The sequence below is a fragment of the Chryseobacterium cheonjiense genome (assembly GCF_012927265.1).
GTDB classification, from domain to species: Bacteria; Bacteroidota; Bacteroidia; order Flavobacteriales; family Weeksellaceae; genus Chryseobacterium; species Chryseobacterium cheonjiense.
Map to the genome: position 1 here is coordinate 1,073,317 of NZ_JABBGF010000001.1, position 20,522 is coordinate 1,093,838.

The 20,522-nt window shown below is 35.8% G+C and carries 22 protein-coding genes; 16 read left to right on the top strand and 6 right to left on the bottom strand.

Annotated elements, in window-relative coordinates; translation table 11 throughout:
• Nucleotides 1-309 precede the first annotated feature (309 nt).
• The 10 genes from HHL20_RS04985 (at nucleotide 310) to HHL20_RS05025 (ending at nucleotide 6,698) form a co-directional block, all read left to right on the top strand.
• Nucleotides 310-1,188 (top strand): helix-turn-helix domain-containing protein, encoded by an 879-nt coding sequence (locus HHL20_RS04985; RefSeq protein WP_169230071.1) that lies wholly within the window; start codon nucleotides 310-312, stop codon nucleotides 1,186-1,188.
• 89 nt (nucleotides 1,189-1,277) lie between these two features.
• Entirely contained in the window at nucleotides 1,278-2,333 is a 1,056-nt protein-coding gene (locus tag HHL20_RS04990) for an alpha/beta hydrolase (RefSeq protein ID WP_169230072.1), read from the top strand.
• 73 nt (nucleotides 2,334-2,406) lie between these two features.
• Nucleotides 2,407-2,973, top strand: coding sequence for a DapH/DapD/GlmU-related protein (locus tag HHL20_RS04995; protein WP_169230073.1), 567 nt, complete (start codon nucleotides 2,407-2,409; stop codon nucleotides 2,971-2,973).
• A 110-nt stretch (nucleotides 2,974-3,083) separates the two neighbouring features.
• Nucleotides 3,084-3,503, top strand: coding sequence for a cupin domain-containing protein (locus HHL20_RS05000; RefSeq protein ID WP_169230074.1), 420 nt, complete (start codon nucleotides 3,084-3,086; stop codon nucleotides 3,501-3,503).
• Between the two features lie 22 nt (nucleotides 3,504-3,525).
• A complete protein-coding gene (locus HHL20_RS05005) occupies nucleotides 3,526-3,726 on the top strand; it encodes a hypothetical protein (protein ID WP_169230075.1) in 201 nt (66 codons plus the stop codon).
• A 60-nt stretch (nucleotides 3,727-3,786) separates the two neighbouring features.
• Nucleotides 3,787-4,647 (top strand): AraC family transcriptional regulator, encoded by an 861-nt coding sequence (locus tag HHL20_RS05010; protein WP_169230076.1) that lies wholly within the window; start codon nucleotides 3,787-3,789, stop codon nucleotides 4,645-4,647.
• Nucleotides 4,648-4,734: 87 nt separating this feature from the next.
• Nucleotides 4,735-4,950: a hypothetical protein gene (locus HHL20_RS05015; RefSeq protein ID WP_169230077.1), complete on the top strand. Its 216-nt coding sequence runs from the start codon at nucleotides 4,735-4,737 to the stop codon at nucleotides 4,948-4,950.
• 119 nt (nucleotides 4,951-5,069) lie between these two features.
• Nucleotides 5,070-5,252, top strand: a complete 183-nt coding sequence (locus HHL20_RS19675; RefSeq protein ID WP_317165952.1) for an FAD-binding protein — start codon at nucleotides 5,070-5,072, stop codon at nucleotides 5,250-5,252.
• A 171-nt stretch (nucleotides 5,253-5,423) separates the two neighbouring features.
• Nucleotides 5,424-5,981 carry an NAD(P)/FAD-dependent oxidoreductase gene (locus HHL20_RS19680; protein ID WP_317165953.1) on the top strand — a complete coding sequence of 186 codons (558 nt, stop codon included), beginning with the start codon at nucleotides 5,424-5,426 and terminating at the stop codon, nucleotides 5,979-5,981.
• Nucleotides 5,982-6,104: 123 nt separating this feature from the next.
• On the top strand, nucleotides 6,105-6,698 hold the full coding sequence (locus tag HHL20_RS05025) for a short chain dehydrogenase (RefSeq protein ID WP_169230078.1): 594 nt from the start codon (nucleotides 6,105-6,107) through the stop codon (nucleotides 6,696-6,698).
• Nucleotides 6,699-6,945: 247 nt separating this feature from the next.
• Here HHL20_RS05025 and HHL20_RS05030 read toward each other — a convergent pair whose 3' ends face one another.
• Nucleotides 6,946-8,019, bottom strand: a complete 1,074-nt coding sequence (locus HHL20_RS05030) for a lipocalin-like domain-containing protein (RefSeq protein ID WP_169230079.1) — start codon at nucleotides 8,017-8,019, stop codon at nucleotides 6,946-6,948.
• A 587-nt stretch (nucleotides 8,020-8,606) separates the two neighbouring features.
• Between HHL20_RS05030 and HHL20_RS05035 the strand changes: the two genes are divergently transcribed.
• Nucleotides 8,607-9,590 carry a WG repeat-containing protein gene (locus HHL20_RS05035; protein WP_169230080.1) on the top strand — a complete coding sequence of 328 codons (984 nt, stop codon included), beginning with the start codon at nucleotides 8,607-8,609 and terminating at the stop codon, nucleotides 9,588-9,590.
• Between the two features lie 466 nt (nucleotides 9,591-10,056).
• Here HHL20_RS05035 and HHL20_RS05040 read toward each other — a convergent pair whose 3' ends face one another.
• The 4 genes from HHL20_RS05040 to HHL20_RS05055 form a co-directional block, all read right to left on the bottom strand.
• Entirely contained in the window at nucleotides 10,057-10,884 is an 828-nt protein-coding gene (locus tag HHL20_RS05040; RefSeq protein ID WP_228463085.1) for an MBL fold metallo-hydrolase, read from the bottom strand.
• Nucleotides 10,885-11,148: 264 nt separating this feature from the next.
• The gene (locus HHL20_RS05045; protein ID WP_169230081.1) at nucleotides 11,149-12,312 is read right to left on the bottom strand and encodes an NUMOD4 domain-containing protein; all 1,164 of its coding nucleotides are present in this window, start codon (nucleotides 12,310-12,312) and stop codon (nucleotides 11,149-11,151) included.
• A gap of 155 nt (nucleotides 12,313-12,467) precedes the next feature.
• Nucleotides 12,468-12,983 carry a hypothetical protein gene (locus HHL20_RS05050; RefSeq protein ID WP_169230082.1) on the bottom strand — a complete coding sequence of 172 codons (516 nt, stop codon included), beginning with the start codon at nucleotides 12,981-12,983 and terminating at the stop codon, nucleotides 12,468-12,470.
• Nucleotides 12,984-13,721: 738 nt separating this feature from the next.
• A complete protein-coding gene (locus tag HHL20_RS05055) occupies nucleotides 13,722-14,066 on the bottom strand; it encodes an EthD domain-containing protein (RefSeq protein ID WP_169230083.1) in 345 nt (114 codons plus the stop codon).
• Nucleotides 14,067-14,169: 103 nt separating this feature from the next.
• Here HHL20_RS05055 and HHL20_RS05060 point away from each other — a divergent pair, with 103 nt between their 5' ends.
• The 4 genes from HHL20_RS05060 (at nucleotide 14,170) to HHL20_RS05075 (ending at nucleotide 16,377) form a co-directional block, all read left to right on the top strand.
• On the top strand, nucleotides 14,170-14,520 hold the full coding sequence (locus HHL20_RS05060) for a winged helix-turn-helix transcriptional regulator (RefSeq protein WP_169230084.1): 351 nt from the start codon (nucleotides 14,170-14,172) through the stop codon (nucleotides 14,518-14,520).
• 147 nt (nucleotides 14,521-14,667) lie between these two features.
• On the top strand, nucleotides 14,668-15,501 hold the full coding sequence (locus HHL20_RS05065; RefSeq protein WP_169230085.1) for a hypothetical protein: 834 nt from the start codon (nucleotides 14,668-14,670) through the stop codon (nucleotides 15,499-15,501).
• 107 nt (nucleotides 15,502-15,608) lie between these two features.
• Nucleotides 15,609-16,028, top strand: a complete 420-nt coding sequence (locus HHL20_RS05070; protein WP_169230086.1) for a hypothetical protein — start codon at nucleotides 15,609-15,611, stop codon at nucleotides 16,026-16,028.
• Nucleotides 15,991-16,377 (top strand): GNAT family N-acetyltransferase, encoded by a 387-nt coding sequence (locus tag HHL20_RS05075; protein ID WP_169230087.1) that lies wholly within the window; start codon nucleotides 15,991-15,993, stop codon nucleotides 16,375-16,377. The genes HHL20_RS05070 and HHL20_RS05075 overlap by 38 nt, the downstream gene beginning before the upstream one ends.
• 533 nt (nucleotides 16,378-16,910) lie before the next feature.
• Here the strand turns inward: HHL20_RS05075 and HHL20_RS05080 are convergent.
• Complete coding sequence (locus HHL20_RS05080; protein ID WP_169230088.1) at nucleotides 16,911-17,267, bottom strand: response regulator; 357 nt, start codon at nucleotides 17,265-17,267, stop codon at nucleotides 16,911-16,913.
• A 1,544-nt stretch (nucleotides 17,268-18,811) separates the two neighbouring features.
• On the opposite strand from HHL20_RS05080, the gene HHL20_RS05085 reads away from it, so the two are divergent.
• Nucleotides 18,812-20,518, top strand: coding sequence for a T9SS type A sorting domain-containing protein (locus tag HHL20_RS05085; protein WP_169230089.1), 1,707 nt, complete (start codon nucleotides 18,812-18,814; stop codon nucleotides 20,516-20,518).
• Nucleotides 20,519-20,522: the final 4 nt, after the last annotated feature.

Here is a 20,522-nt window from a genome sequence, read left to right on the forward strand (position 1 = left end):
TTGTAAGGAGCTATTATGAATTTAGATCTCATTACGTTTATTTCAGAATATAATCGATTACAAATGATTAGTAATTCGAATAGTTCAGCCGAGAGAAATTTCAACAATCCTGAACAGCGAATCTATTTAATAGCTTATCAAAATCTTCTGATGAAACAGTGGATTTGCTTGAGGATTCAATGCTTTAGCAACCGTAGACGATGAAATCATAAGAATACCATGATTTTGACGTTTAACAATATGATTCTTCTATAAATTGAATTTGCCTTTAGTGTTACGTTTGCAGTTTGATTTTCTTAACTTTGAAAAATGAAAGAAAAGGTAAAAAGAGTTGTTTCGGAGTTTAATACTGAATTAAAACTAAAAGGTTTCCGTGCATTCCAGATTGAACAGGACGGAAGCGAAACCCGTGTGTACAGCAGAAAAGAATTTTATAAGATCTGTCTTACGACAGGAAAAAGTAAGATTCATTATTCTGATAAAAGCTTCGAGCAGGAAGGCACGGTGCTTTTTTTCGGAAATCCGCATATTCCGTATTCCTGGGAAACCATTTCAACAACTTATAAAGGCTATACCATTCTTTTTTCTGAGGAATTTTTTAAAAATTCTGAACGTTCCGAAAGCCTCCAACAGTCTTCTTTCTTTAAAATTGGCGGAACTCCCGTTCTGAAAATTACCGAAGAACAGAGACTCTTTCTCAATACCATTTTCCAAAAAATGATTGCAGAGCAGGAAAGCGATTATGTTTACAAGGATGAGCTGATTCGCAATTACATAAGCTTGATTATCCACGAATCTCTGAAGCTGGAACCTGCAGAAGATTTTGACCAAAACAAAAATGCAGCATCAAGATTATCATCCGTTTTTCTGGAACTGTTGGAAAGACAATTTCCCATCGAAACTACAAACCAATCTCTGCAATTGAAATCAGCTCAGGATTTTGCGAAAAATTTGAATGTTCACGTTAATTATCTCAATCGAGCTGTGAAAGAAGTTACCGGAAAATCCACTACGACTCATATTACGGAACGAATTCTCACAGAAGCAAAAGCATTGCTGCAGCACACCGACTGGAATATCTCAGAAATAGCGTTCGCATTAGGATTCGATTATCCAACATATTTTAATAATTTCTTTAAAAAACAAACCGGAACCAATCCAAAAGCATTTCGTTTGGCTGAGGTTTGATTTTCTTAATTTTTGGTTTGATTATCATTAACGGTTAGCACTCCGCTATTTCTAATTTTGTATCAGTAATTTTTAAACAAAATTCAGATATGAAAATAGTAACAACAGTGGTGGCTTTGTACTTTCTTTTCATCGGACAGGCATTTGCGCAGAATAAAAAATCAAATCCAGGAAAAATGAATACAACAGAACAAAACGAATATTATACTTTTCAGCTCAGCGATAAAGTTACCCGAAAAGCGGTTACCTTTAAAAACCGTTACGGAATCATACTTTCCGGAGATCTATATCTTCCAAAAAATAGAGGAAACGAAAAACTTGCGGCTTTGGCAATCAGTGGACCGTTTGGTGCGGTGAAGGAGCAGTCTTCCGGTTTGTATGCCAATCAAATGGCGGAAAGAGGTTTTGCCGTTATCGCTTTTGACCCTTCTTACACAGGCGAAAGTGGTGGCGAACCGAGAAATATAGCTTCGCCCGATATCAATACCGAAGATTTCAGTGCGGCTGTTGATTTCCTGGGGCTTCAGAAAAATGTGGACAGAAATAGGATCGGGATCATCGGGATTTGCGGATTTGGAGGAATGGCACTGAATGCTACTGCTATAGATAAGCGAGTAAAAGCCGTTGCGACTACAAGTATGTATGATATGACAAGAGTAATTTCTAAAGGATATAACGATGTAGTTACACTTAAACAACGAACAAAAACGCTCGTAGAGCTAAACCAGCAAAGATGGAAAGATGCGGAAACAGGGGAACAGGCATATCCATCTTCTCATCTTCCGGAAAAATTAACGGGCAGTGAACCTCAATTTGTAAAAGATTATTTTGATTATTACAAAACTCCAAGAGGTTTTCACGAGCGTTCAGTAAATTCAACCAAAGGTTGGAGATTGACCAGCGCGCTTTCATTTATGAATATGCCCATTTTAAGTTACATCAAAGAAATTTCACCGAGACCTATGCTTTTAATTGCCGGTGAAAATGCGCACTCAAGGTATTTTTCTGAAGACATTTACAAAATGGCTGCGGAACCAAAAGAACTGATGATTATTCCGAATGCGGTTCATGTTGATTTATACGACAAAGTAGATGTGATTCCTTTTGAAAAACTGGAAAATTTCTTCCGAACCAATTTAAAATAATTGAACATTGCAATAGCTGAATCTGCTTTTTAAAATAATGGATTCAGCCTTTTAATTTTCTAAATATTTAATAATGAGCTTTAACGAAGATATCTTCACCAGACTAAAAAGTGGTGAAACAATAATGCCCAATGACCCGGAAATTCAAAAATTACTGGAGGCTTCTTATGAGGTTAAAAAGCAATTGATTGAATTAAATAATTCCACAGAACCGGATGATATTTTGAAAATATTAAGTCAAATTATCGGCAAAGAATTGGAGAATGTAGCGGTGTTTACGCCTATCTACATCAATTACGGAAAAAATCTTAATATCGGAAAAAATGTATTCATCAATTTCGACTGTACTTTTCTGACTCTAGGTGGAATTACCATTGAAGACGAAGTTTTAATAGGCCCGAAAGTAAGCCTCATAACGGAAAATCATCCTTTAGAACCTCAATACAGAAAAGGATTAATTGGAAAATCTATTTTAATCAAGAAAAATGCATGGATTGGAGCCAATGCAACCATTTTGCCGGGAGTTACGATTGGGGAAAATGCGGTGGTAGCAGCCGGAGCAGTCGTTTCTAAAGATGTTCCGGACAATGTTGTGATGGGAGGAATTCCTGCAAAAATCCTCAAAACAATTGAATCATAAATTAAATGTAAAACAATGAAATATTTAATCATCATTCTTTTAGCGTTTAGTCCAACTGTAATTGCACAAAATAAAATAAATTCAAATAAAATAAAATAAAATCAAAGAAAATGAATGTAAATATCCCTACAATAAGTGATTTTCCAACAGGCGAAGAAAACACGGCTTTTGCACAATATTTTATAGGTAAATCCTATTTGGCGCCGCTTACAAGCAATAAAAATTTAAATGTTCCCCTTTCTAATGTTACGTTTGAACCGGGTTGTCGTAACAATTGGCATAGCCATACAGGCGGACAACTTTTGATCGTTGTGGGTGGAGAAGGTTTATATCAGGAAAGAGGAAAACCCGCACGTCGTTTAAAACCTGGAGATATCGTAGAAATTGCTCCGAATGTTGAGCATTGGCACGGTGCGACCGCTAACAGCTGGTTCTCGCATTTAGCAACGAATGGAAATCCGCAAACCAATCAAAATATTTGGCTGGAAGCTGTTTCCGATGAAGAATTTGCGGAAGCCAACAAAAAATAATTTTAGATTGATTTAAATACAAGTGAGTTTTTATAGAGATATGAAAATGCTGTATTATTCCGACAAAGAATTAAATGTGAAGGGAACTGCAGTAGCGAATAGCAAATTAATACTGATGGAAGAACCAGGAAGTACTATTGTAGTTGATAATAACAGGATATATGTTGCGGATATCGATGCTACGGTAAGGAACGAACATAACCACACATTCTATCTCAAATAGGTGCAAGTTCATTTTAGTGTTCATATAAAAACATTAAATTTGACATTATTTATTCTAAAAATGAAGGATATCCCTGTTAGGAAAATCAATCAACAAGATGAGGCACATCTGTCCAACAGTTATTCTGTCAGGGATATTGCACCGCTGCTTGCCAAGAATGATATGATACAGGAACTCCACAGACACGATTTTTTTTATATTTTAATCATTAAAAAAGGATCAGGCCAGCATGATATAGACTTTACCCATTGTACCATACAGGACCATACCGTTTTTGTCATGCGCCCGGGACAGGTACATCGTCTTGATTTAAAAGTAAAAAGTACCGGCTATCTTATTCAGTTTAAAACGGATTTTCTGTATTCTCATAACCGTACCTCACAAAATCATTTGACAAAGCTGATACAAAATAATACCTATCGGCTAGAACCAGAAGGGTTTACGAAAATTGAAAACATTATATTGAATGCATTGAAAGAATATGCAGAAAAAGAAAAAGGATATCAGGAAGTTCTGAAAGCCAATCTAAGCATATTCCTGGTTGAACTGCTTCGACAAAGACAAAAAAAAATAACACCGTCAGTTGCTACCAGTTCATACACACAGGAAAAATTAGAACAATTTCTAGAATTGGTTGAAGAAAACATTACCACGCATAAGCAAGTGTCGCAGTATACAGATTTGCTTCATATCTCTTCATATCAGTTGAGCACAATTACTAAATCTCTATTAAATAAAACCCCGTCCGAAATTATAAACGGCCATATCATTCTCGAAGCTAAACGTCAACTTTTGGCTACATCCAGCCAAGTCAGTCAAATTGCATATAATCTTGGTTATGAAGATCCTTCCTACTTTACAAGGTTTTTTAAAAAACATACCAAAGCATCTCCCGAAATATTCAGGCAGAACTTCAGATAAGTCCTATCGATTCTCATTTTTGTCCTAACAGCATCACTTTCTGCCGAAGTAATTTTGTTCTGTAAATTATTTCAAAAGAAAAACATTATGAAAACAAGAATGAAATTAATGGCTTCGCTAAAAATATGGCTGGCTATTTATCCGTCAATCACACTTCTTTTATTCCTGTTTGGTAAAGCATTAAATACGTTACCGATTTATCAGCGAGCATTCATCTTAACCGTTGTACTGGTTCCGTTTATTGTATTCATTGGAGTTCCGCTGGTTGACTTTATTATACGTCAATTCAGTGTAAAAAGATAATAAATAAGTAAGCATTTATATAAAACCGCTATTAAACTACTTAATACGACAAAATTTATAAACACGATGGTTTTGTGATGATTGCAGTCACTTTTCCATTTTATTTAAACAACTTTATTATGAAAACAGATACAAAACAATTTGACGTAATTATTATTGGAGGAAGCTACTCCGGTTTGGCTGCTGGAATGGCTTTAGGCAGGGCTTTAAAAAAAGTACTTATTATTGATAGCGGCAAGCCGTGTAATGCCCAGACACCATATTCACATAATTTCCTCACTCATGATGGGAATACGCCCTAAAGACATTGTTACCTTGGGAAAACAACAAGTAGAAAAATATTCCACGGTAAGCTTTTACAATGGGATTGCAGCTACCAGCAGAAAAATCGAAAATGGATTTGAAATTGTAACGGAAACAGGTAGTGAATTCCAGGCTAGAAACTCATTTTTGCTACAGGTATTAAAGACATTATGCCAAAAATTGAAGGATTTGCTGAGTCTTGGGGAATTTCTGTTATTCATTGCCCATACTGCCACGGTTATGAGGTTCGGAATACAAGAACAGGTATTCTCGGTAATGGAGATTATGCATACGAGCTTTCAGAAATGATTAATAATTGGACAAAAGATTTAACAATCTATACGAATGGAAAATCAGCCCTAACCAATGAACAAGTGAAAAAACTGAAATCTCACAATATACAGATTGTTGAAAAGGAAATTAAAGAGCTGAATCACATCGATGGCCATATCCAAAATATTATATTTAATGACAATACGGCTTTAGCAATTACAGCATTATATTCTTCCCGCGCATTTATACAGCATTGTTCAATACCGGAAACATTGGGATGTGAAATTACCGAGGACGGGTATTTAAAAGTCAGCGGATTCCACGAAACCTCTGTTGAAGGCATTTACGCTTCAGGTGATAACACCACCCGAATGAGAACCGTCGCCAATGCAGTCGCAATGGGTACTACCGCAGGAATGGCAGCCAGTAAAAAGTTAATTTTAGAACAATTCTAAAATCTATCCACTCAATTACAGTCATTTTTAAATATTACTGAACTCAAATTTCCTCATTGAGATATCATAGTAAATACTTTTTAAAACAATTTGAAAAACAAATTAATCATAAAAATCATAGTTATGAAAATTATCATTGTAGGTGCAACCGGCACTATGGGAACATATTTGGTAAAAGCTCTGGAGAATGAGCACGAAGTAATTAAAGTTGCTTCCAAAGGAGGTGATATCTCAGCTGATATTACTTCAACCGAATCAATTGAGAATATGTTCAGACAAGCGGGTGCGTTTGACGCATTAATTTCAACTGCAGGTCCAACTTTTGTCGGTCCCTGGAGCAAACTGAATAATGAAACCTTCAGAAATGGTGTCGAAGGAAAGATGATGGGTCAGATCAATTTGGTGTTGATCGGTCAGAAATACATTAATCCCAAAGGATCGTTTACATTAATTACTGGTGCATTAACTGATGAACCGCAAGTAAATTTTGCAAATGCCTCAGCGGCTAACGGAGCTGTAGAAGGATTTGTCAGGGCAGCAGCCATCGAGTTGGAAAATGGGATCCGTATCAATGCAGTAAGTCCTACGGTAATTGAAGATTCACCGCAATATTTCCCTTATTTTCCGGGAGAAATTCCAACCACTATGAGACAATTGGAATTTATGTTCAGAAAAAGTGTATTCGGAAAAATAACAGGACATATTATCAAGCCATAGTCGCGAGAACAAAAGATCCGCAGGTCATTATTGCATTTCTAATGAACTGAGGTTGTTATAGAATGGCAGGTTTAAATACCTTTTTACAACAAGTATCGGCGCTTATGATGATTATAGACCAACTGGATATCCGCGACCTGCTTAACGAATAGAAGTCAGGGGAAAATTCAGCTATCCTAAAATGCTTCTAGGGTTCCATCCTTGGGTAGCTGAATATATTTATTCTAGCAGAAAACTGGAACAGGCATTACCCAAGATTCTGCTCCACCCATGCTGTCCCCTTAGTAATAACCATTTGTTTTTTCTCAGTCATATTAAATAGAAATTCAGCAGTCGCAACGCCTTCGTATACATCTGCGCTCTCACCATCCCTGAAAACTTGATCTGGATAAGAAACATTTACTATAAAGCTTAAGTGTTTATAATCTTCAAATTCAATTTTAAATTTTAAAAAATAAGTTATGCCTTTTCTACTTATAAAGATAGGACCCAGGGGAGTTGTGATTGTATTTAAGAATATGCTTTCACCATTTACCAAAAATGTTGCATTGGAAGGCATCGGAACATTTTCCTGGGGTACGACACCGAATTTTGTGTAATTGGAAAGATGGAGACCATTATCCAATTGGATATCTTGTAATAGCCATATCACTTTTCCTGTTGATCCGTTTGGAAATGCCCCATATTCATGATCCATCCAGGTTAAACCGCTAACTTTAATTTCTTCGCTACCTATTTTTATGATGCCGCTAGCCCGTAAATTCGTTAAAGAATAATAATAATTATTTCGTGTGATCGGACTTGTACCGTTGGGATCTACAAGATTACAACCTGTTCCCCAAACAAGCAACGGAGGGCCCTGCTGAAAGAAATCGAGATCAAGCTCACAAGGGGTTTTTATATTAGAATCAGGATCAATATCTGTAAAAGTTGCTTGTACTGACATATTGAGTGGATTACTATCCACAGCCGACATCGCAACAGCACCATCCGTACCACTTTGTCCTAATGCTACAAACCATGGTTGTGTTTTATCATATTGTGCCCAATTCGATGGGCAAGGCATGGTAACATTTACTTTTTGGTAATTACGTTTATTTTTAACGTCAGTTATTTGTATTTGTGTAAAAGCATAACTGTATCCAGCTGAATTATCTTTCATCCCTGCGGCATTAATTTCGAAACCGAAAGTGCGGCCGTCTTCAGTAAATAATGTTCCTACATGCCACCACCACTCCGTAGGTGCACCGGTATGAGCATACTGATCATCCGGTAAAATGATGGAGGATGCGTTTTCTTGGTTTTCTTGATTCTCAGACATATTAGTTTATTTTTAATGTATTAAGTGACTTTATCAGGGATATTTATTACAAAAATTTATATCAAATGACACATCTTAATTATTTTTAAGCAGAGCACCCATATTGTTATGATTGCCGGCCTGCATAAATGTTTAAGATTTCATTTGCTTACACATACAACTCAAAGAATAATTATAAAACGTTTTGTAAAATTCAAGGATCTTATTAGTTGTGATCTTTTATCTCTAAAAATATATATCCTGACAATCCAAAGTAACGAAGATTTCTTTCCTTTTTATAGAGTATAAATACTATATTAATCGTTACGTAGAATTACGGCTCATTACAAAACAGATCAGAAATAAAATATGTAGCTAAGGCAAACAGAATTTAATTTATTGATTATATACCTCAAATAACTAATTTTGTTAATTAAACGGTTGTCACCAAACATTCAGCAATTAATCCTGTTGAGATTGTTTTATTGTTACTCTCCTTTATCGTTTACAGAACTATAAATAGCTTTACGAAAGTCATATAATCAGATTGACGCAATGCGTTTGAAAGTTATGTGCAATTTTATTACAAATTCCTAATAAATGTTGAAATGAAAAAAATGATCATATTTCTAATTATTTTTTGTTCTTACAAAACTTTACTTTCACAAAATAAAATTGAGTTTAATAAATTTCCTTTTGACATTGAAACCTTAAAGGATTTATCCTATAAGAAAGATTCAATAATGCCGAAATTTATGGGTGATAAGTTTTATTATATAAATACGAATACCAATAAAAAAATATCAGAAACTGGCTTTCAAGTTGCCTATCCGTTTGTTGGTAGAAAATCCTCATTAGTAAAAATAGATGACAATTTCGGAATAATTGATATTGATGGAAACTTATTAACCAGACCAATATATAAAGTATTTCAGTTGTGGCATACGCCGATGCGGGACAATTTTGTTGCACTTTGTCATACAGATAATTGTTCTTCATTTGAAGTCTTTGATTTAAAAAAAGGAGAATTTATAGTGCCTGGTAATGGATGTGCGGAACCTTACTTTGAAACAGAAAGGATAATTCCATTTAAAGGAAAAAACAAAAAATATGGTGTAAATAAATTGGATGAAAATTATCAAAATGGAAAAATGATAATCCAACCATTATATGATACTATTTACTGTATCAGAAGGAGTTTAATTGTAGCCAGAAAAAATGGAAAAATAGGAATTGTCAATGAAAATAATAATGCTATATTGCCATTTTCCTACTCTAAAGTTATTCTTTCTAAAGATCCAAATCTTATCGGTTTAAAAATAAACTCAAAGTGGAAATATTATAATTTATATAATAAGCCAATTTTAGTTTTAGAAAGTAAATTTGAATGTGAAAATATTGGAGAAATTATCATTAAAGACGGATTTGGGATTTATAAAATAAATAATAAATACAATGTGTTATTTAAAGATGGAACTTCATTAAATCAGAATTATGATTGGATTTCAGACAAAGGTACAATGGCAATAGACAACAATAAGGTATTTATATTTGGAAACGACAAAACTCCATTTCTATACTATGAAAAATAAAACTGGGCATTAACAAGAATTTTCCAAAAGTGGGCTGAAGTGCTCCAATGAACATTTGTACAAGGTTCACCGGTAGTAATTCTATTGAATTTTAGTGCTAAAAATCCACGCCGTTGGCAAGCCTCAAATGTTACTAATTCTTAAATAAGATTTGATTGCAAATTGTATGTTTGGGGATATTTTTGCAGTAGTATTTTTCGGTTTTTTGACTTAATGATCAAATAATTTTCAATATCATTAAAACAGTAGTTTTTATTTGATCTCGATGACCTATATACATGACACGGCCTATCGTTGCAGGTAAGCACTTGTAACCCTCTCAGGTATTTCGGAAATAGACTTTTAAAAAGATTATTTATTGTTACTATTACAGGCTATGTGTAAAGCGGATACTCAAGAACTTATATACCTTAAAATTCCATGAGGTTTACAACATCATATTATACATTGCCGGAATCTGTCCTTACTATACAAACCGCCCGTGTGAAGGTACGGCCAGAGTGTCGAAATCATCAGCAAGCCTATTTAGGCCAAATCTCAATTCTTCACCTTCCATGTATTGCCCGTGTCCTGAAATCACTAGGGACGGGGCTAAATCTCTTAGCTTGGCTACCGTATCCCTGGCGGCCGCCCAATCTGTCGTTAAGTATCGGGGAGGCCCCTGTACTTCACGTTTCTGAACCAGGACTTTGTAGAATGAATCCTGTTTCACCGTTATAAAAGCGTCGGCAGAGATCAGGATACGGTCTTTCTCACGAAAGAAGACCACCTGACCGGGAGAGTGGCCAGGCGCGTGGATCCAGCGCCATTCGCTGAGTCCCGGTAATGTACCATCCTCCGGATAAGCAGATACACGTTCGGAAATATCTATGGGTTCATGCGGATAAATAAAAGACAGCTTGGCCAGCAAACCGCCTTCAACAGAAGCGTCAGGTTCAGGATATTCCTGTTTTCCGGTAAGGAAAGGAATTTCCAGAGGATGGGCATACACGGGGACATCCCACTTTTCCAATACCGTTACAATTCCACCGACATGGTCAAAATGGCCATGGCTCAGGAATATTGCTGCGGGCGGCCTGTCTTTACCGTAGCGGTCTTCAGCAGCGGCGATAATCTCCTCCCCACAGTGCGGCATTCCGCAGTCTATTAAAAACCAATCTTCACCGGGCTTGCCCAGCATGACCACATTCACGATCTGATTGGTATAATAATAGACATCATCTGCTACCGATGTACCGTTTCCGCTGGAAAACGACGTCATCGGAATTATTCTGTTGTCATCACTCTGTCTCATATTAATATTTTTTTGGGTTTTATATAATTTATCTCTTACTAGAGGTGTCGTGTGCATTCAGGTGCTGTGCACACAAATAAAGTGCTTATAACACGCTACAGCTAAGTGACTGAATGATATTTACAAACAAAAACCATACCTGAACGCGGAGCTTTAATTGTTGCTATTGAGCATAAATTGTTAAAAATTATATAATAATTGCAGAGATTGTGTACGGATAGAGGGCTATTTTAGTCTCTTTTTTTTTAAGAAAATGAAGTAATCCTATACTTTTCCTCTCAGTACGGAATGGATGGGATGCAGGGAAAGATTGCTGATGTCAACATCCCAAAACGGATTGCTTTTGTTGATGACAACATGGGTTTTTCCGGACAGGTCAAAATTTTCCACGAAGCAGTAATACATCAGCTTAACGGTAGTAATCGACCTTTGTTTGCCTTGATGGTTGAAGATGGTAAAGAGCGAACGTTGGGTTCCTTCCATGGAAAGGAGCTGAGATAATATTTGTTCATGCAGAAAGACCTTCCGGCCGGTAGTAGTCCATCCGCTGAGTCTTTTTATCCTTCCTTTGTCGGATACCATAAACCGGTTTTCAAAAAGGGGGATGGGTTGCCATTGTTCACCCGGCAGGCTTTTTACCGACAAATTCATGCAGGGTGGAGGATTCTTTTTATCAATAGGAGGTTTTCCCAGTTTTTTCCAAAGAGAGGCATTAAAGATCTTTTGCTGCAAAGAAGATTTATTTTGTACTACAAAATCCTTCTGTTGCGGGTTGTCACTTTTTAAAAACCAGCGGTATTCCCCAGCGGTCAGAAATTCCTTATGGATTACATCCATAATGGATTCGGGCTGCAGACCAATGTGCTCGGCGGCATCATACATGCTGTTAAAATGAGCCACAAGTTCGCCTTCGACAGTATATTGACTGACAGCCTGCCGATAAATAACATTTCGGTTCCTGACACGGTTTTCAGCAAACTGAGTCTTCCTTCTTTCACTGGCAGATATCTTCTGTAGGTTGGAATAGTGTACGTGCAGACTGTCTCTGTCTTTGGTTATGATAGAAATACTCCGATCGCTGTAATCGAATTTCTCAACAAAGTGGTAATACACCAGCCTGGCCACTGATTTTCGGTATTTTTTACCGCCTGACGACAAGGAGCAGTGAACATGGTAACTGTTTTGTTGAAGATATTGATTGAAACGTTTTACAAAAATCAGCTCCATCATTATTTCGGGCATCATCCTTTCTCTACCGAATAATGATGATGCCTGGCGTTCCAGGCTTTTCAAACGTCCGTAGCTGGAGATCGCATAATGGTCAAATCCTTCGATCACCTTCCACTGTTCATCAGGCAGGTTTTGTAAAGATTTGTTATACAGGACCTCTTTCACATAAGGCGTTTCTAAAGGGAGAGGAAGTTTCATGCAATTTTATTCAGTATCAATAGATTCTTTTCACCGTAAAGGTAGCAATACTAAATAATATCCTTAGCGATACCATCTACCATATGCCTACATCAGCAATATACATATGCGATTACCAAAAAATGATAATCGCATATATAAGATTTGAAATTCAATTACTCAGATACTTTGAGGTCACCATTATCTTTGCCCCATGTAAAGGCACCGACTCCCTCGGCTACACCAGCAAATGTACCGATAAGAGAACCTGATTCGGTCATTAATGTCAGTGATACGGCTCCTTCTTCGATGGCACCTGCGACAATTGCCCATTCACAATTACCTGCTACCGTGCTAGGATCTACCACAAATGCTCCGGCAACCTCACATTCTATTACAGCTGCTACAGCGCCCCATCCGTGAGCTTCAAATTCAACTGCTTTCACGTTTGTGATATTGGTTAAAGCCAATGTGCAGGATACTCCATAATATACAAGCCCGCCGGCTTCAAGTGTTCCTCCTGCAGCCCAAACCGATGTTGAATCATCAAAAGAAAGAAGCGCCTTATTAGCCATGTTAACCGGACTATTTTCCGGACTGTTCTTAATTATTTCAATTTGTTTCGTGAGTGCTTGCTGTGCTAAGCTTTTTAGATCCTTAATCGTCGTAGATGATGTTGTACTGGTTGTCATGATTTTGTTTTTTGGTATTTCATTATGCTTACTCTAATTGGTTTTCAGCTTCCCCATTTGTTATGAGTATTTACTGCCTTTATTAACCTTAGAATGGGCAGCGAAAAACTTATATTGTATACCAAAAATAAGGCTTTAAAAAATGGTAACGATCAGTATAACTACGTAATTTTCAATTCAGTGTGTGCTTATTTCAATCATTTCCTTTCTACGTAATAATGTAGACAATCCACGTGTTAAGTCTACGTCCTATTTTCATTGTGAGTGCAACTTTGTTTAATTTTTTATGATTCATATACAATGCGACATATGCTGTCGTTGATGGATGTTGTAGGGCAAAGAAATACCGATGTTATTGGGAGACGTGAGGGTTAACCTCTGACAATTCTGAATTCAGGATGTCAGATGGTGCATTCTAAAGCTTACAGCAGGAATTTTGATTGAGATCCAGTATCCGTGTAAAGAAATAGGAAGGTGTATTACTCCGGATCACTATGTAAAGTTTCTAAATCTTTTAGGAGTAGATTTTTCTATACCGCAGGTCTTCTATACCTTGACATAGGAGGAACGCATGCGCTTATTTTGCTCACATATCACAAACCCTGAAACATTAATCATTATATTTTCACATTTAAAATAGAGTTGTGAATGAGATAATTAATTTCTGGTTTAACTCGTCATCTTGTATCAATAGCACATCCACCGATAGCAGATGTGCGTAAGTAATAAAGCGATTAATTATGCACCCTCTTTGACGATGGTTTCCTTGTTCGCCATCGCAATATAGTTTGCCGTGTCAAAGAAATTGGGCTCATCGGGATGAACCTTGGTTAAATAATTTTCTGAATTGAAGAAGCTGTTGAAATCCTCAAACGAGTCAAAGAAGATTTCTACAACGGCATCATACAACGGCTTTGGAAAACCGTCTGCAATGATAGGGTGGTTGACTACATACTTTCTAACATAAAGTTCTGTCTCCGGAATGGAACAGAATAAAGGAGCGTGTATGTTTTTGTGATAGTCGATAAATTCTTCAAGACTCATACTTGGTAGTTTCTGTACCAAAAACGTAAATTTGATCATTATTTCTTTCTTTATAATCTTATGCAATATTATTGTATTATGATGTGCAAGTCAATTACGCACAAATTTGTGCGGGAATCGTTATAATTTATTAACCAAGTTTATGTACAAAAAGAAAATTCCTGCCAGAACCGAATGCGGACTGCATCTATTTAAAGAACTGTTAGGTGGAAAATGGAAGCTGATGCTGCTGTTTTATATTTCAGAAGGCATCATAAGACCCGGTGCGCTGCAAAAAAAAATATCCGCAGACCGGAGGGTAATGACGAAGCAGCTGGATGAGCTGTTACAGGATGGGTTTATTACAAAATGTTCATACGAAACGAAAATTCCCAGAGTTGAATATCAGTTAACACCTCTTGGGAAAAGTCTGTTGCCTCTGATCATGAGCCTGGAGAAGTGGGGCGAAAACAACAGGACCGTTTTAGAAGCAGCACTTATCGAAAAACAATAAAGAAATCATTACTAATATAACATTGCATTTAGCACGAAATAATTTACAATTTAGAATAAAGTGTACAGTCCGGACGACAAATTAAGGGCCACAAAACAATCCAACCAAATGAGATAATGTGTACCTTTGAGAGGCAAGCAAATAGGTATGAATATAAATAACAACAAGTATTTACTCTCGAATTATGTTTTCGTTTTAGGAGTATTATTGTTACTTGTCAATGACCAAGTTTTAAAGTTTACTTATCCAAGTTTCATTACGGGGAAATTATCTGATATTTGCGGTATAATAATATTTCCCTTTTTTCTAACATTTATTTTTCCGAAATTGAAGCAGAACAGTGTTTTTGCTGCATTAATAATTTTTGCATTTTGGAAAAGCGAATATTCTCAAGATTTAATAGATTTTTACAATGAATATTCCTTGATGGAAACTACAAGAATTATAGATTATTCGGATTTATTTGTGGCAGTGTTATTGCCATTTCCCTATTATATCATAAAAAATATTAATAAATTCCAACATCTATTTATTACCAGGCTAAACCCGTATGTAGTTTTCTTCCCTTCTTTATTTATTTTTATTGCTGAGGCTCCTCCTCCAAGTTTTTATTATACGATGAACAATGGAAATCTGAAATGTTATAAATGTAATATAGTGGTTAATTACCATAAGGATACCCTAATAAATACATTAAAGGAAAATGGAATTGAGTTTGATTCCGTCAAACCAATTTATTACCGGGGAGTAGTTGATTCAACCAGTGGAGCTAGAAAATGTATTAAAAATCAATTGATTATTGACAATGATACTTTGAGAAATATTAATATGACCCTATTTCCTCTAAAAAACAATAAAACCCAAATATACTTTAATGGGATGGATGTTCCTCATAATTTGAAGAACAACAAAAAGTTAGAAAGAAAATTAAGACGACATTATAAAAAATTAGTTTTTAATGGAATAAAACGGATACTTTAAAGAAATTTTTTAACAAGTATTTATAAGGCCGAAAAGGCATTAGGAAATCATAATGGTGTTAATGAAAATTCTTGGATTAGAAATCCCCGGTTTAATTAAAAATAGATATGAAGTATTTAAGATTTATTATATTATTCATTATTTTCATAGGCATGATTATTTATGTAACAGCAATTGGATCAGAAGAATATGTTGAAAATAATAAAGTTTTAGGAAACGGTGTTGTCTTTGAAGGAATTGTTACTGATATCAAAACTTCCAATAATCACGGTTTTGGTATATTGACTGTAAATGTTTTTAAATCAACGTCTAAAGAGTTTTCAAGAAAGTTAGACTATGGAATTTACTATAAAGATCTGAAATCAAAGGATCAAGGAGAGGTTTATATCAAATATTCATTTGGATATTTAGATTGCTTTTTCTATTTTCACAAAAATTATCATTTTGTACCATATAAAATTAGCGACCCAATCAGATTATCCACGGATTATGGAAATCTGGGAATCTGCTGTAGTGGCTACTCATGATTTTCTCTCAGCAGAGGATTTTAATTATTTTGTAGAAGCTATTCCAAGAGATTATTTGCCAAATTTGAATGTTTATTTGGTTACTGAAGAGAATGAAATTGTGGGTTTTGCTGCTGTTGCTGAAGATACTCTGGCAATGCTTTTTATTCACAACGATTTTCGGGGAAAAGGCTACGGAAAAATATTGTGCAAATTTATGAAAGAGATAACTGCATTTACCAAAGTAGATGTCAATGAACAAAACTCATTGGCACGCCGGTTCTATGAAAATATGGGTTTCAGAAAAATTTCGCGATCAGCAAAAGATAATTCAGGAAAAAACTACCCGATTATCCACATGAGTCTGTAAGATTAAAAAAATATTACACAGGGATTCTGTTCCTTTACCCAATACCTATGTATTTGCTATCCTTATCAGTACCATCAAGTCATAAATATTGAAACATTTGAGAAGACTTTAGCAAAATCTCAGCACTGCGTACTATGTAGGTGGAAGTGAAACTAAAAGTTTCTGTATGCACTTATAATGGGATTGAATATTTACAACAATGATAATAAATACTATTTAGTTTTTTGCTACCATCTTACCTCCAGATTCGATCAATATATACATAAATTACCATACATTGTAACACTCGTAAATTTTAATTGTATGAACGAAAAGTAATACTATAATACATTTCAATGTTTAGAAGCATTTATATTTGGTGTCTTGCCTACAGATATTTTTTATTATTTTAATAATAATGGAGTAAAGTACTGTTTGGAAAAGAATTGGAGGAAACTGTTTTATAATTAAAATAAGTATTACGGTTAGTGAACCGTAATCTCCAAAGAAAGGTGATAATATATGAATATTTCAATTAAAAATAATTTTACGGTTTAGGTATTTTTTTTAACGACATCTACCAGATGATCAATGTCAAAAGGTTTCTCAATATAGTCATCAGCTTTGCATTGTTCTGCCTTTTTGGATAATTCTGGAGAGGTGGAAGTCAATACGGCTGATAAATCTTCAGTGGAAGGATCTGTCTTCAACTCTTCAATCACCTCAGTTCCTCTTTTATCTCCTTTGATATATTCATCCACAATAACAACATCAGGATTGATATCGTCAATCTCCTCAATCGGATCGGTATTTAATGATGGCGTCACATCATATCCTTCGCTGGTCAAGATCTGATCCATAATTTCTAATATTTGTTCGTCATCCTGAATCAGTACCACTTTTTTCTCCATAAGTCATTAATTTTTATGTAAATGTATGAAAAAAAATAATCGAAATTAGCGACCTGAAATAGGTCCGCCTCACTATTGACAGCACACATCAGTTTCGATTCATCAGTTATTTATTTAACAATACAAATCAGAGGATTTAATCATTGGATGATCTGCGTTATGATACCTCTATCATCAAAAAATAACCGTGCGAAGCCATGTCATAAAAATCAGCAGTTTTCGTTAACCTACGCTTGATCATGTAGGAAATTTGATTGCATTATCAAATGCAGAACCGCACCAATGGCGGCTGAGCTTTATTTAGAATGCGATAAACTAAACATTTATTCCAACAAATTCAGGCCAATCCAATTATTGTCTTTAAAGTCCCCACCAGTTTTGGCTGCGAATATTCTTGCTCATATGTCGAAATACCTTCAACAGGATTAAAAAAAATGACAAAATGTTTTTATGCTTTACTCATCTTTTATTACAATTTTATATCGTTCCTATATTTATACAGTTAATAAACCCAAGGTCTCGGATTTGTATTCCTTGAGTAATAAAAAAGAAGCTTTTGTAATGTACAGCCCTAAAAGTCTATCTTGTTGATGGCAGTCTTTTTATTTACGAAAGTATTACCTGATAAGACGTATTGCTCCTGACGGAAGAGGCTAATGGATCGTTTTATCATTGTAAATATCGGTTTATATGACGACAGCTTAATACTAGAGATAACATAAATTTATATGTGTCCTCAACACTTAGAAAGTGTTTAAGGTTCTGATAACGAATATGTGTGGTTATTTCACTACATGAACTTCAATGTTTCACTACAATGAAACTTTTGCCGCTGCCGTAAATTTGTATTGTTCAAAAGATGACAACTCAATAAGTATAAAATAAATAATCCGATCTCGGATCAGAATTTATTAAAGTAAATTGATAATAATATATAAAACATATCTGCTGGGAATAGATGTATCAAAAAATTGATCTTATTTGTTAGTCAATTGTTGGCCTAAAAGATCTGTAACTGTAAGATTCCATTCAGGATGCAAGCAAAATGCAGTTCCTGACTGAAAAGTTTTTTTTCATATTAATATTTTGTGTTTTTCATAGGCTTCCTACGGGAGGCCTTTGATTTTGTATCTAATCCCGATATAGAGAAAACAGTAGCTAAAACTTATATCGTTTACCAAAAATAACGCAATAAAATGGTAAGGATCAATATAACTGCGTAATTATCAAATCAATATTCGCTTTTTGTCAATCATTTTCTCCTACTTAATAATATAGACAATCAACGTTTTAAGTCTACGCCTTACTTTCATTATGAGTTGTAACATTGTTTTATTTTTCACGATGCATATATGAAACGACATGTTTTGTCGTTAATGGATTATAGTTTTGCAAGCGATATCATGATTATGGATATATTAGGATATTCCATCTGATGAAATTCATATTAAATTGATATTGTATTTCTTTTTAACGTTGTATAAAAGAAGTATTTTTGCAACAATTTAAAATTAATAATCAACAACTCGAAATAAACATTAAGAATGAATAAAATCTACTCAGGGGCATTATTCCTATGCTCCGTTCTGAGCATTTCCGCCCAGGAAGTAGTCTGGCAGAAAGACATCAAATCCTCTACTCAGGATTTTCTTTCCCAGGTTACTACAACCATCGACCAGCAATATTTGATAACAGGAAGCTCCATCCGTCCTGAAAGTGAAATTTCGAAAGCCGGAGGCAAAAGCAATATGCCAGTAGCCAACAGCCAGCAGCCGAATAACGGTTACGATTTTCATTTAATTAAACTCAACCAGCAGGGAGATCAGGTTTGGGAAAAGTATTTCTCCGGACAAAACCATGATTTCTTATCGGCTACAGTAAATACCCAGGACGGCGGGTTCCTTATTTCAGGAACTTCATTTAGCAGTAAGGGATTGGATAAAAAAGATGATTCCAAGGGCGGATCGGACATCTGGCTGATCCGGATCAATGAATTCGGGGATGAATTGTGGCAGAAAACAATCGGAAGCGATTCCGATGAAGAAGCCAGAGCGGTGATCCAGACGACCGATATGGGATTCTTTGTGGCGGGTAACGTTCAGAATTCTTCAAAAGGTTACGGTTCCAAAGACGTATTGATTGTTAGACTCGATAAAAACGGAAAGGATTTATCACAACTCATTATAGGCGGAAAAGGCTTGGATGAAGTAGAGAAAATGATCCCTACCAAAGACGGCGGGGCATTGCTCGGAGTGTATTCCAGGAGCGGAGCTGTAACGATGAATGATAAGCGATCATTGATGAATGATGGTTCCCAGAATCAAGGTTCAGCATCCGGAATCAATCATCAATTATCAACCATCAATTATGCCAAAGCCAGCGGCAATTTCGGTGAGGGTGATTACTGGATTATCAAGCTGAATAAAGAGGGCAAAGTAGAATGGGAAAAGAATTTCGGAGGGAAAGGTGATGACCATTTAAGAACATTGGCCATGACTTCCACAGGATACATAGTTGGTGGAGAATCAAGATCGGAAAGATCCGGAAACAAAACAGCGGGAATTGAAGAAGGAACGGATTTATGGCTGATTTCTTTAAATGAAAGAGGGGATGAAATCTGGCAAAAATCCTACAATTTCAAAAACCGGGATGTGCTGATGGGAATGAGCGTGCTGCATGCTTCAGATGATCAATCGTCAAAAGGAATTCTTTTAGGAGGTTATACCCAGGCTGAAGGAAGAATAGAAAGTGATGATGAAACGTTCTGGATGCTGTATCTGAATGAAAAGGGAGAAGAACAGTGGAGAAAACATGTGAAAGGAGAATCCAGGAAAAGAGAGGAGCGACTTTCTGATATTAAGCTGAACAGAGACGGATCCATAATTCTAGCGGGAACCAGCGCAGAGGAATTGGGGAAAGAGAACTGGAAGATTGTGAAACTTGGAGATAAACAGATTGACCAGCTGATTGAAAAGCAGGATATTAAGATTTACCCGAATCCGGTAACAGATTACGCCTATGTGGAAATCGGCTTCCCTTCGACAAGCTCAGGGACCACACCGTCGACAGGCACAGGGCAGGGGTTTGAAGCAGAGATTATCGTGTATGATATGGGCGGAAGACAGCTTCAGAGCTTAAAAACCAAAAATAAAGTAACCAAGATTAATACCCAGAATCTTATTCAGGGAGCGTATCTGGTGACGGTGAAAACGAATGATAAAACAGCGAGTGCTAAATTGATTAAAAAGTAATTAG

Coding starts and splice junctions, on each gene's coding strand:
- HHL20_RS04995 (WP_169230073.1), top strand. CDS start 2,407: ATGAGCTTTAACGAAGATATCTTCACCAGACTAAAAAGTGGTGAAACA.
- HHL20_RS19675 (WP_317165952.1), top strand. CDS start 5,070: ATGAAAACAGATACAAAACAATTTGACGTAATTATTATTGGAGGAAGC.
- HHL20_RS05065 (WP_169230085.1), top strand. CDS start 14,668: ATGAATATAAATAACAACAAGTATTTACTCTCGAATTATGTTTTCGTT.
- HHL20_RS05075 (WP_169230087.1), top strand. CDS start 15,991: ATGGAAATCTGGGAATCTGCTGTAGTGGCTACTCATGATTTTCTCTCA.
- HHL20_RS05085 (WP_169230089.1), top strand. CDS start 18,812: ATGAATAAAATCTACTCAGGGGCATTATTCCTATGCTCCGTTCTGAGC.
- HHL20_RS05015 (WP_169230077.1), top strand. CDS start 4,735: ATGAAAACAAGAATGAAATTAATGGCTTCGCTAAAAATATGGCTGGCT.
- HHL20_RS05010 (WP_169230076.1), top strand. CDS start 3,787: ATGAAGGATATCCCTGTTAGGAAAATCAATCAACAAGATGAGGCACAT.
- HHL20_RS05025 (WP_169230078.1), top strand. CDS start 6,105: ATGAAAATTATCATTGTAGGTGCAACCGGCACTATGGGAACATATTTG.
- HHL20_RS05035 (WP_169230080.1), top strand. CDS start 8,607: ATGAAAAAAATGATCATATTTCTAATTATTTTTTGTTCTTACAAAACT.
- HHL20_RS05040 (WP_228463085.1), bottom strand. CDS start 10,884: ATGAGACAGAGTGATGACAACAGAATAATTCCGATGACGTCGTTTTCC.
- HHL20_RS05060 (WP_169230084.1), top strand. CDS start 14,170: ATGTACAAAAAGAAAATTCCTGCCAGAACCGAATGCGGACTGCATCTA.
- HHL20_RS04985 (WP_169230071.1), top strand. CDS start 310: ATGAAAGAAAAGGTAAAAAGAGTTGTTTCGGAGTTTAATACTGAATTA.
- HHL20_RS05045 (WP_169230081.1), bottom strand. CDS start 12,312: ATGAAACTTCCTCTCCCTTTAGAAACGCCTTATGTGAAAGAGGTCCTG.
- HHL20_RS05000 (WP_169230074.1), top strand. CDS start 3,084: ATGAATGTAAATATCCCTACAATAAGTGATTTTCCAACAGGCGAAGAA.
- HHL20_RS05030 (WP_169230079.1), bottom strand. CDS start 8,019: ATGTCTGAGAATCAAGAAAACCAAGAAAACGCATCCTCCATCATTTTA.
- HHL20_RS05050 (WP_169230082.1), bottom strand. CDS start 12,983: ATGACAACCAGTACAACATCATCTACGACGATTAAGGATCTAAAAAGC.
- HHL20_RS05070 (WP_169230086.1), top strand. CDS start 15,609: ATGAAGTATTTAAGATTTATTATATTATTCATTATTTTCATAGGCATG.
- HHL20_RS04990 (WP_169230072.1), top strand. CDS start 1,278: ATGAAAATAGTAACAACAGTGGTGGCTTTGTACTTTCTTTTCATCGGA.
- HHL20_RS05080 (WP_169230088.1), bottom strand. CDS start 17,267: ATGGAGAAAAAAGTGGTACTGATTCAGGATGACGAACAAATATTAGAA.
- HHL20_RS05055 (WP_169230083.1), bottom strand. CDS start 14,066: ATGATCAAATTTACGTTTTTGGTACAGAAACTACCAAGTATGAGTCTT.
- HHL20_RS19680 (WP_317165953.1), top strand. CDS start 5,424: ATGCCAAAAATTGAAGGATTTGCTGAGTCTTGGGGAATTTCTGTTATT.